The following is a 12,251-nucleotide window of genomic DNA, read 5'->3' on the forward strand; positions in this document are numbered from 1 at the left end:
GGCTGGACCATTTTGACGGAAGAAAATTTATTCACTACAAACATAATGACAAGGTGCCCACGAGCATTGCTGATGACCGGGTATGGAATATCCTGGAAGATTCATCGAAACGGTTATGGATAGGCACTTTTGCGGCGGGGTTGCAAATATTTGACAGAGACAAAAAAATATTTTTCGCTCCCTTTAAGCAAACGGTTATCAGGTCGCCTTATATATCAGCTCTCTTTGAAGACACCAAAGGTAATCTCTGGGTAGGAGGATATTTTGGGATAAGTAAAATATTGAAAAATGGACGTGGCGTTATATATTATAATAAAAAGAAAAACGACCCTAACAGTTTGATCAATGATGACATCCATAATATCACGCAGGACAGCCGCGGCCTGATATGGATAGCGACAAGGGACGGACTAAGCATACTGAACCCCGAAACAAACCGTTTTATCTCGCTGATGAAAAAGGACGGGTTGCCCGACAACCAGGTTTCGAGGGTTTTGGAAGATAACAGGGGCGCCATGTGGCTAAGTACATCAAACGGACTGGGCCGGATAACGGTGACACCCGGCAACGGCACCTATAAGTTTCAATTTGAAAGCTTTGATGAAACAGATGGCCTGCAGGGCAGAGAGTTCACTGTAAATGCAGCTTTGAAAACCAATAAAGGGGAACTGGTATTTGGCGGCTCGCACGGCTTCAATATTTTCGACCCAGTGGGTATACATCCGAATATCGATGAGCCTAAATTGATTTTCACCGGTTTTCAATTATTCAACAAAACCATAGCAGCCAATGAAGTAATTGACGGTCATGTCATATTATCTAAAGCAATTTCGGCCACCCGCGAGATAACGCTTAATCACAGTGAAAATGTGTTTACCATTGAATTTGCGGCGTTAAATTTCTTTAACCCCAATAAAATAACGCATCAATATATGCTGGAAGGTTTCGATAAAGGGTGGCTTACCGCCGAAAATGCTACCCGGAAAGCTACCTACACCAACCTTGATGGAGGCGATTATACCTTTAAGGTAAGGGCTATTGGCCAGGAGGGGAAATGGAAGCCCAGTTATATAAAATTAAATATAAAGGTATTGCCTCCGTTCTGGAAATCGCCAATCGCCTATGTTATTTATGTTTTCTCCATCCTGGCGGTATTGTATTACATCCGCAAGCAAGGCATTAAAAAAATCGAAACCCGGTTTGAGATCGAGCGCGAGCGAAAGGAAGCACAGGATAAGCACGAGCTGGATATAATGAAAATAGATTTTTTTACCAACGTTAGTCACGAATTCAGAACGCCTCTCGCCTTGATTATGGCGCCGGTTGAAAAGTTGTTAAAACAGGCTGATGATAATTATAGCCGGCGAAAGCTTCAATTGATACACGAAAATTCTAAGCGGTTGCTTAACATGATTAACCAGCTATTGGATTTTAGTAAAATGGCGGTAAAAAAACTTCAGCTTGACCTGCGTGAAGCTGATATCATTAAAATTATTAAAGAAGCAAGCGATTTATTTACAGATCTGGCGGATAAAAAACATATCAGTTTTTCATTTAAGTGTGATACTGATTCGGGATTTGCTTTTTTTGATCAGGATAAAATTGAAAGAATACTTTTTAACCTGCTTTCAAATGCTTTTAAGTTTACCCCCGACTTTGGTAATGTAGCAGTTGAAGCAAGGTTGTTGGAATCCAATAACGTGGGAATGACCTTGCTTGAAATTAAGGTGATAGATTCGGGTGTAGGTATTCCCGCTGAAAAGCACAATAAAATATTTGAGCGGTTTTTTCAGAATGACATGCCCGCTTCGTTAATTAACCAGGGAAGTGGCATTGGCTTGTCAATTACTAAAGAGTTTGTTGATCTGATGGGTGGCACCATTTCTGTTGAAAGTGAACATGGGAAAGGGAGTTGTTTTATTGTGCGGCTGCCATTAATGATATCCCAGAATAATAAATTTACCAGTATTGAAAATGCCCCCGAAGAAGTGGAAGCTCCTAAATCCGACAGGCCAATTCATGAAAAACGCGATAAAAATATTACCATTTTAATTGTGGAGGATAACCCCGATTTCAGGGCCTATCTAAAAGATGATCTTAGGCATTTATATACTATTGCCGAAGCCGTAAACGGTAAAGACGGCTGGCAAAAGGCATTAGCTTTACATCCCGATCTGATCATAAGCGATATTAACATGGCCGAAATTGATGGTATTGATTTTTGTAAAAAGATCCGTAGCGATAAACGCACCGAACATATTCCATTTATATTAATTACTGCTTTCACCGGTGATGAAAAACAACTGGCCGGTTTGGAGACCGGGGCGAATGACTACCTTTCCAAGCCTTTTAATTTTGACATATTACGCTTTAAGGTTCATAATTTGCTTAAAAATCAGCAAGTAGCAAAAGAAACATATAGAAGGCAAATTGAAGCGAAACCGGGCGACCTGGAAATCGAAACTCCAGATACGAAATTTATGAGAAAGTTATTGACGGTCATTGAAGAAAATATTCCAAATGCCAGCTTTTCAGTTGAATTGCTAAGCAGTAAGATGAATATGAGCCGTGCAACATTATATAATAAAGTATTTAATCTTTCTGGCAAAACTCCGGTTGAGTTTATTAGGTCGGTAAGGTTAAAAAGAGCAGCACAATTCCTACTCACAAAACAATTCACCATAGCCGAAACTGCCTATGAGGTTGGTTTCAATGATGCCAAATATTTTTCTAAAGTATTTAAAGAAGAATTTTTGATGACACCTTCCGAGTACCTGGACAGTATAGATTGATTTCTAAAGTCAATCCCACCGATTCAAATAGATTGTAGTTGTGAAAAAAAAAGCCTTTGCAAGGGTCGGTATAATCATTTTTTCTCGCTGTTTATTACGTTAATTATCTGATTGTCAATAATTTGACTTTTAATAAGATTGACATTTTTCATACCAATCACCCACATTAGCACACTCGGTTATATGGGCGTACAGGGTACATTTACTTTAATATAATACGACCAAGTTATTATATGTAAACCCTGATTTATAAACCATCAAGTTAGATTATTTCAAAAAACGCCATTTACGCGTTTTTCGCTTTTTTGATTTTTTCACCCTGCAGGAATCTTTTTACTGAGAGTTTTCCGCTTAGAGTAAACCTCAAAATAAAGCCTTTTTGATATGAGCGGGTAAGTGGATCGCTTAGCTTTTTGGCGACACACCAGATTGAGACATTAAATAATAATTGAACAATAAATTTCAAACCCAATAAAGACCACCTTACTAGATTATGAAGAAAAACCAAGATTGAAAACCAACCAACCAACAATGAACCAATTAAAAAACCTTAAAATCCCTTTATAAGATGGATAAAAATTTACAAAAGAGAGTGAAATACCGAATTTCATTAATTATTATGGGCATGTTCCTTTTCATTTCGGCCCATGCACAAACCTTAAATATCACCGGAAAAGTAACAAGTGCCGGGAGTGGCGAGTCCATGCCGGGAGTAAACGTTAGGCTTAAAGGGACAACTATCGGATCGGTAACAGGTGTAGATGGTAATTATTCCATAACAGCTGCCCCTGGAAACATACTTGTTTTTAGCTTTTTAGGTTTCTCCACCCAGGAGGTGAGTGTTAAACAGACTGCTACAATAAATGTTAAGCTAAGTTCTACTTCCAGTAATTTAAATGAAGTGGTTGTAACCGGTTATGCCCGCACAAAACGAAAAGATGTTACCGGTGCAATAAGTTCAATATCGGGGAACGACCTTCGCCAAACCCAACCCACTACTTTCGACCAGGCCCTGCAGGGCAAGGTTGCCGGCGTTGTGGTCCAGCAGGTATCGGGCCAGCCCGGTGGCGGCGTATCTATCCAAATACGTGGCGTATCGTCAATAAGCGGCTCCAATTCGCCACTGTACGTAATAGATGGTATTATTATCCCACCGGTTGGTGATCCCGGCCGTGGTTCCAATCCATTAAATAGCATCAACCCTGCCGAAATTGAATCTATAGATGTATTGAAAGATGCTTCGGCAACAGCCATATACGGTTCGCAGGCAACCAATGGCGTAGTTGTTATCACTACAAAGAGGGGTAAAGCCGGGGCACCGCAGATAACTTATGATGTCTATTCGGGCTACCAGGAAATAATGAAGCGGCTCCCTACCGTAAACTTGCAACAGTTTGCTACTATAATTAATGCCCGGGCCGTTGCCTGGGGCTTTGATACCAGGCCCCAATTTGCCAACCCTCAATACCTGGGCCCCGGCACCGACTGGCAAAAAGAATTATTCCGGAAGGCTCCGATGATGAATCACACACTTACGGTAAGCGGCGGGGATGCCCGGACCCAATATTTGCTATCAACCTCGTATTTTAACCAGCAGGGGATAGCCCTTGGGTCTGATTTTACCAGGTACTCGGTACGGTTGAACCTGGACAATAAAACCACCAATTGGCTAAAAATAGGCACAAGCCTTCAATTGGCGCACGTTGACGAAAATGTAAGTGCGACCGGCAATAGTGTAATTGGCACCGCGCTAAGCATTAGCCCTGATGTCCCGGTAACCAACTCTGACGGCTCCTTTGGCGGTGTTACCGACCCCGCCGGTTATGTAGAGCCAGTTGCCAACCCGGTGGCATTGGCGAAAATTATCAAAGACCAAAAAAAGAGGAACCAGGTATTTGGCAACCTGTATGCCGAAATACAATTTACTAACGACCTGTCGCTGCGGAACGAGGTATCGGGTAATTTCGATTTTAATACAGCAGACAGGTTTTCGCCAGTCTATTCTTTTGGCAAAGGTACTCCCAGCCCTAACAGCGGTTCCTCTTCCGCCGGCCAAAATTTTTATATCGTAATACGTAACTTCCTGAATTATAACCATAATTTCAATAAACTTCATTTCAATGCTTTGGCAGGGCACGAAGCACAGGAGAGCACTTTCCAGAATGTTGGCGCCGCGCGAAGGAATTTTGCTTCAGACAATGTACAGGCGATTAATGCCGGCGACGCTACCACAGCCACAAACTCGGGCGATAATTCGCAATCGAACCCTACGGGCGGCAGTGCGCAGGAATCCTATTTCGGCCGCGCCAATTTCTCCTGGGACGACAAGTACCTGCTCACCGGCAATATACGTGCCGATGGTTCTTCCAATTTCCCGGGCGGCAGCCGTTGGGTTACTACCTATTCGGGCGGGTTTGCCTGGAAAATCAATAACGAGTCGTTTTTGAAAGGGGTGAAGAGCATAGATGAACTGAAGCTGAGGGTTGGCTATGGGCTAACCAACAACCAGGGCATACCGGGCAATACCTTTGTAACCCAGCTTGCAACGGTTTCAAATGGCTTATCAGGCACAGCGCAGTTCCAGAACAACTTGGCAAACCCTGACGTGAAGTGGGAAAAAACAAATTATTACAGCGCAGGGCTTGACGGGACGTTTTATAACGGCCGGTTAAGTTTCTCCTTAGACGTTTACGACCGCGAAACACACGGCCTTTTACTGCAAGTGCCGCTTCCGGCATACTCCGGTACTGTAGGGGGCTGGGGCCCGGGATCCATGCAAGCGCCTTATGCCAATGTGGGCTCGCTAAGCAACAAAGGGGTTGACTTCCAAATAAATGCCACCAATATTAGTTCTAAAAATTTCACCTGGAAAACCGGTTTTACCATCTCGCGGAATATCAACAAAGTGACCAGTTTAGGTGCAGGCGGAGACCAAGCCAACTTAAGCCAGAAATCTTATGTAATTAACGATATAATTGAAAAAACAGTGGTGGGCCAGCCCATTGGCGAATTTTATGGCTATGTATTTGATGGGATATTTGCAACGCCAAGTGATTTGCAAAACCATGCCCGGCCTGCCGACCAAAACGGCGATCCTTACCCGGTTTCTGCAGCGGGCGGTGGTATCTGGTACGGCGACCGTATGTTCAAGGACTTGAATGGCGATGGCGTTATCGACTCAAAAGATCAAACCTTTTTGGGTTCCCCGATCCCGAAATTCCAGTACGGCATCAATAATACATTCAACTACAAAAACTTCGACCTGAATATTTTCTTCAGCGGCAGCTATGGCAACAAAGTGTTCAATCAAATGGCTATACTGCAAACTGATCCGGGAAATCATGCCACTTTTTTCACATCGGTACTAAACTATGCGCAACTGGCTCTGGTAGATCCTGCCGGCTCTGCAACCGATGTTGACAATGTATATGTTACCAACCCAAATACAACGGTTGTAGGAGTGAGGAATGATAATACCAACAGCAATAACCGTCCTAATAGCTTGATGATCGAGGATGGTTCATTCCTGCGGTGTAAAAATATCACCTTCGGTTACCGCTTGCCCGAAAGTCTTTTATCAAAAATATCTGTGCGTTCTTTTAGGGTATATGCCAATGTATCCAATGCATTTATAATTACAAAATATAAAGGCATGGATCCTGAAATAGGTTCGTGGAACCCGCTCCAGGCAGGTTGGGACAGCGGTTATTATCCGCAGCCAAGGGTGTTTACCATTGGTGCAAACATAACCTTGAAATAATAAAACGATCACCGATTAAAAATATATGTTTATGAAATCAATTCACAAAATTTTCATCATCCTGCTATGCACGGCAGCAGTGGCGGGATGTAAAAAGAGCTTTTTGGACCGCCCGTCCAATTCGCAGATAAGTTCTACTAATTTCTACAAAACAAGGTCCGATCTGCGGTTGGCTACGGCAAGCCTTTACGGCGGTTCGCTGTGGTGGCAATGGAGCAATGGCGCCTTGATACCGCTTGGCGACGTATTGAGCGGCACCGGCAGCTTTCAGTACAGCAACGATTTGGTACAGCTTTTTACACGCACCATTACCGCGCAAAATGGCCTTGTAACAAATGGCTGGGTTGGGCTGTACAACGTTATAGGGCAATGTAATGGCGTTATCAATGCCATAGAGAAACAGGCGGACCCGTCCATTTCGGCAGCAGACAAGAATGCTGCTATAGCAGAAGCGAAATTTGTCCGTGCCGTAGCTTATTACCATTTGGCGGTATATTGGGGCGCTGTGCCCATTATTGAAGACAACAGCAAGCTGATCAAAGAACCGCTGCTTCCGCGTAATATTATTACAGACGTTTATAAATTCGCTGCCAACGACCTTACCTACGCAGCGCAATACCTGCCCAAAACAGACGAAAAGGGCCGGGTAACTACCTGGTCGGCGCAGGGGATGCTGGGCAAAGTATATTTAACAATGGCGGGCGTAGGCAAAAGCGGCAGCCGCGACCAGGCCTTGCTCGACAGTGCTAAAAAGTACGCGGGCAACGTATGTAAAAATAGCGGGTTGTCGTTGCTCCCTAACTATGCCGACCTTTTTAAGGCACAATACAACGATAACCAGGAATCATTGTTTTCCCTTCAATGGGCCGCGGGCGTAGGTTATGGAAATGGCAATAATATACAAACTTATTTTTCGCCATCAAGCGCTATCCTCCCTCAAAAACAAGGCGGATGGCAAGCCTTGCAGCCAACCTATGATCTATACCGGATGTATTCGGCTAAGGATACGGTAAGGCGCAAAGCCACTATTATGCTGAACGGGGATCTTTACCCCGAATTGGACCAGGCCAACGGTGGTTTTAAGGCGACAGGTTCGGGCCTGAAAAAACATATTATTGGTAACGAAAAAGACAACAATTCGCCAACAATGGATATATGGTCATCCATCGAGCATAATGCAATTCTTAGATTGGCCGATGTGTATTTGGTTTATGCCGAAGCTATTTTGGGCAATAATGCGAGCACGAGTGATGGTGAAGCGCTGCTTTATTTTAATAAAGTGCGGGCAAGGGCCGGCGTGGATATTGCGACTGCGATAACCCCAACTTCGATGCGTACGGAGAGAAGAGTTGAGCTTGCTTTTGAAGGGCAATATTGGATGGACCTGGTTAGGTATTCTTATTACGATCCGAGCAATGCGGTGAAGTTCCTGAATGACCAGGATGCTACCCACGGTAGGATTTCGTTTACTTATGACCCGGCAACTAAAATAGCTACAAGGGATACTATTGCCCCGCCATCTACGCTTCCGGCAACTATCAATTCATTTACGTTGCCGATCCCCTCATCAGAGATTACCAGCGACCCTAAATTGTCTCAACCACCGGTACCATATTATTAATCAAAAAAAACTTAAATATATTGTTATGAAAAATAAATCATATTTACAATTATGTTATTTGCCGCTTCTCCTGCTGCTGGTGGCTTTTCTGCCGGCTTGTAAGAAAGATGCTGCAACCAACAGCGCCCCGCCTGTTATTGCAAGCATCAAAAGCTATGTAGTCTCGCCAAACGACACGGTTTTAAATAGCGCTGTGGCAAAGGGCCAATGGGTGGTAATAACAGGGCAGAATTTGCAAAATGCAACTCAAATAAATTTTGATGGGGTAGCGGCCTCGTTCAATGCCGCATTATTTGCGCCTAACAGTGCCGTGGTGCAAATCCCTAACATAGAGTTTTCAAAAATTGATACCACTAAACTTTATACGGTAGAATATGCAACGGCAGCAGGCACAACAACGTTCGCCTTTAAATTAGGGCCGCCTGCACCAACTCTTAGCGCCATATCCGATGTGTTTGCCGCTCCCGGCGATTCGGTTTACCTGTATGGTAGCAATTTAGTACTGGTTCAACAGTTGTCATACGGCGGAACCAAAATTCCAAAATTTAACTCGAATGCCAATGGTACCGCTCTTGGTTTTCTGATGCCGGCAACAACATCCGACAAGTTTATCGTAGTGACTACTAAAGGTGGTACAGCCCGGGATACCATAAATGCAAAGCCAATCATTGCCGCCATTTCCAACGGTAATCCCGACCTTGGTGATTCGGTTTATGTTTATGGTGCTTACCTTAAAACGGTACAGTCAATTTCTTTTGGCGGTGCTACTATTACAAATTTCACAGAAGGCCCACGTGGCGCTTATGTTAAGTTCCTGGCTCCGGGTAAGTACAGCTACGCTAGTGGGCCAGTGACCATTGTTACCAGTTATGGAACTGTTTCTACTCCTTATAAAGTAAATACTCAAAATGGCGTTACTGATGGCCTTTTAGCAAATTTTGAGTGGGGTGATAATTTTGGTTATGCCTGGTGGGGAGATGAAAAATTGGCTTTCGGCCCTGTGGCCGCTTTTAATGGTTCGATGGGAACAAATAATACTATGTATATATATTTTGATTCTCCTGTTTTAGCTGGCGGTGCCAGTGCGTACGCCCCATTGGGTAATTCTAATACGGGTAATCACTGGGTACCTGTGGCAAGTATTACAGATCCTCCTTCACAATGGGCCCTTCAATTTGAAATAAGTGTGGCCCACCCATGGAATGGAGGTACTCTTTATATTAGAACTGAATTTGCAGGTGACAGTTATGTTGCGCGTTATGAACCATGGAAAATTCCTGGTTCAAATAAGACCGTTGCTTTTCAAACGAAAGGTTGGCAAACCGTAACTATTCCTTTATCTGAGTTCAGATCAAAAGTTAACGAATTAGGGGATGGTGAATCAGTTACTAAATTAAACCAATTATTAGGGCCTACCGGTGCGAATAGTTATAATATGACCCTTAAAAATTTCGGTAGTTCGACAACTGCAACGGGTTGTTATGCCGCTATTGACAATATTAGGTGTGTGAAAATCAAATAGCCTACAGCTCCACGGCAGCATACCGCTGTGGGGCTTTTTTAACTCATTAAAAATTAAGACAAAATGAAGATCAAGTATTCTTTTACAATATTGATAGCTCTTATTGCAGTTATATCTTTATACTCCTGTAAAAAGACAAAAAACGCAGCCCCGGAACTAACGGTTACCCAATCTGCCATCGCATTTACGCCTGAAGGCGGAACACAAGATTTATCTTTTACCTCTAGTAGCGATTGGACTATCAGCAACCCTGTTTATTCGTGGTTGCAATTAAGCACAGCATCAGGTAACAGTGGCACCACTGTAATTCAGGTAACAACCCTGTCGGAAAATACTACAGGGGCAACCCGCTCTGGTACTTTATACCTAAGTGCATCCAACGGCCAGGCCCGAAGGGTGAAGGTTACCCAGGCCCCAACCATATACAAAAGTTATAATACATCGCCCATAGCGCCGGATATGAGCGGAATGGCCAGTAATGCCGTGCAACTGGCGGCAAAAATGCGTACGGGGATGGGAATAAATATTGGCAATACCATGGAATCGCCAAACGAAGCCGACTGGGTGAATAGCAAAGTTACCGAATCGTATATAAAATTTATAAAAAGTTTAGGTTTCAATTCCGTACGGCTTCCTTGTAACTGGGTTTGGAGCCATTTAAGCGACCGTAGCAAGGCAACAATTGACCCTGCATGGCTTGCGCGGGTGAAAGAAGTGGTTGGATGGTGTGTGGCTAATGATGTGTATGTAATACTGAATGCCCATGGTGATAGTGGCTGGCTGGAAAATAATGTCAATGCCATAAAGCAAGATTCCGTTAACGCCATGCAAAAAGCTATTTGGGAGCAGATTGCTACAACCATGCGTGACTTTGATGAGCACCTTTTATTTGCCGGCGCGAATGAACCTTCAGCTAATAATGCCGCACAAATGGCTATACTCAATACTTACCACGAAACATTTATCAAGGCAGTCCGCTCTACCGGGGGCAGGAACAGTAACCGCGTGCTGGTTGTGCAGGGACCCACAACGGACAGTTATTTAACTTCTGACCTGATGACTACTCTTCCTCACGACCCGGTACCTAACCGTATGATGCTTGAGGTACATAGCTACTCGCCTTCTACATTTAATCTACTAATCGATGGAGACGCAAGTTGGGGTAGGATGGCTTTTTACTGGGGGAAAGGGAATCATTCTACTATTGAGCCGGATCGCAACGCCACCTTTGGAGAAGAGGATGCGCTGATTGCTGAATACGGAAAGATGAAAAAGTTTGTTGATCAAGGTATCCCTGTAATACTGGGTGAATATGCATCCTGGAGGCGGACTGCCGCCAACGTCGGCAAGCCTCTTCCTATGGATCTGGCTATGCACAACAAGTCTGTAGATTACTGGGCAACGTTTGCCACCAAAACTATGAGAGCGAATGGCCTTATGCCATTCTGGTGGGAGATAGGTTTTACTTTAGACAGAAAAAATAATGTGATAAAGGATCAGGCTTTGTATGATGCCATTAAGGAAGGATATAAGTAAAAAGTATAGTGTCAATTATAGCGTAAGGTTATTTCCCTTCCCTGAGATTGGTTAAGCGTTCGCCAGTCCCCGGGAAGGGTTAACCTCTTGTTACTTAGCTTAAAGAATAATTAATCAATTGAAATTAACCCTTAACGAGTATTCGTTTTTTAGGTAAAGTAAAAAAAGCATGTTTAGAAAAAAAGTGTTGTTAGGTACGGTCCTTGCTATCTCTTTTTTGGGATATAAAAAAGATGTAGAAGCTCAGACTAATGCGGATAAACCGAAAGTGGTTAATGAAAAACTGGAACAAAAATTTGCAAATGTTTCGCCGAAACTTCTCACCAATAATGCGAATCCTTTATTAGATTTTATGTTTACGGCCGACCCAACGGCGATAGAATACAATGGAAGAATTTATGTGTACGCCACGAATGATCATGAACAGTATGAGCATGTAGGAAAGGGTGGAAAAAATTCATACGAGCATATCCGTTCATTGGTCATGATGTCTTCCGATGATATGGTCAACTGGACTTATCATGGCCTCATAAATACAGCAAAGCTGGCACCATGGAGTCTGAATTCCTGGGCACCTTCTATTACAGCCAGACTGGAAGCAGACGGTAAAACGCACTTCTATTTGTATTACTCCAATGGCGGTGGTGGCTCAGCCGTGCTTACTTCCACTTCTCCCGTTGGCCCTTGGAAAGACCCATTAGGAAAGAACATAGTCGACCGTTCTGTCCCCGGTGTAGATGTCGATGCTCCATTCGATCCAGGAGTTGTGATAGACGACCAGGGTACAGGCTGGCTGAGTTTTGGAGCCGGAACGCCTAAAACAAAATATATGCCGGACAATGCCCGGATCGTCAAATTAGGAGCAGATATGATCAGTTTGGCCGGCAATGTTTCTAAGATACCCGCTCCTTATTTTAATGAGGCCAGCGACCTTAACTTTATCAATGGAACCTGGGTTTATAGCTATTGTACGAGTTGGGATGAACGCACTGAATGGCCTTATAGCAATATTGATAAACC

General features: G+C 43.6%; 6 protein-coding genes. All 6 read left to right on the forward strand.

What is annotated here, in order from left to right; all coding sequences use genetic code 11:
- On the forward strand, window positions 1–2,792 hold a 2,792-nt coding region (locus ABIX36_RS26370), incomplete at its 5' end, for an ATP-binding protein (RefSeq protein WP_348085159.1).
- A 568-nt stretch (window positions 2,793–3,360) separates the two neighbouring features.
- Complete coding sequence (locus ABIX36_RS26375; protein ID WP_348085160.1) at window positions 3,361–6,552, forward strand: TonB-dependent receptor; 3,192 nt, start codon at window positions 3,361–3,363, stop codon at window positions 6,550–6,552.
- A 31-nt stretch (window positions 6,553–6,583) separates the two neighbouring features.
- The gene (locus ABIX36_RS26380) at window positions 6,584–8,173 is read left to right on the forward strand and encodes a RagB/SusD family nutrient uptake outer membrane protein (protein WP_348085161.1); all 1,590 of its coding nucleotides are present in this window, start codon (window positions 6,584–6,586) and stop codon (window positions 8,171–8,173) included.
- Window positions 8,174–8,198: 25 nt separating this feature from the next.
- On the forward strand, window positions 8,199–9,695 hold the full coding sequence (locus ABIX36_RS26385) for a glycan-binding surface protein (protein WP_348085162.1): 1,497 nt from the start codon (window positions 8,199–8,201) through the stop codon (window positions 9,693–9,695).
- A 63-nt stretch (window positions 9,696–9,758) separates the two neighbouring features.
- Window positions 9,759–11,231 (forward strand): cellulase family glycosylhydrolase, encoded by a 1,473-nt coding sequence (locus ABIX36_RS26390; RefSeq protein ID WP_348085163.1) that lies wholly within the window; start codon window positions 9,759–9,761, stop codon window positions 11,229–11,231.
- A 169-nt stretch (window positions 11,232–11,400) separates the two neighbouring features.
- On the forward strand, window positions 11,401–12,251 hold an 851-nt coding region (locus tag ABIX36_RS26395; protein WP_348085164.1), incomplete at its 3' end, for a family 43 glycosylhydrolase.

It is taken from the genome of Mucilaginibacter sp., from assembly GCF_039925265.1.
In the GTDB taxonomy this organism is placed as follows: domain Bacteria; phylum Bacteroidota; class Bacteroidia; order Sphingobacteriales; family Sphingobacteriaceae; genus Mucilaginibacter.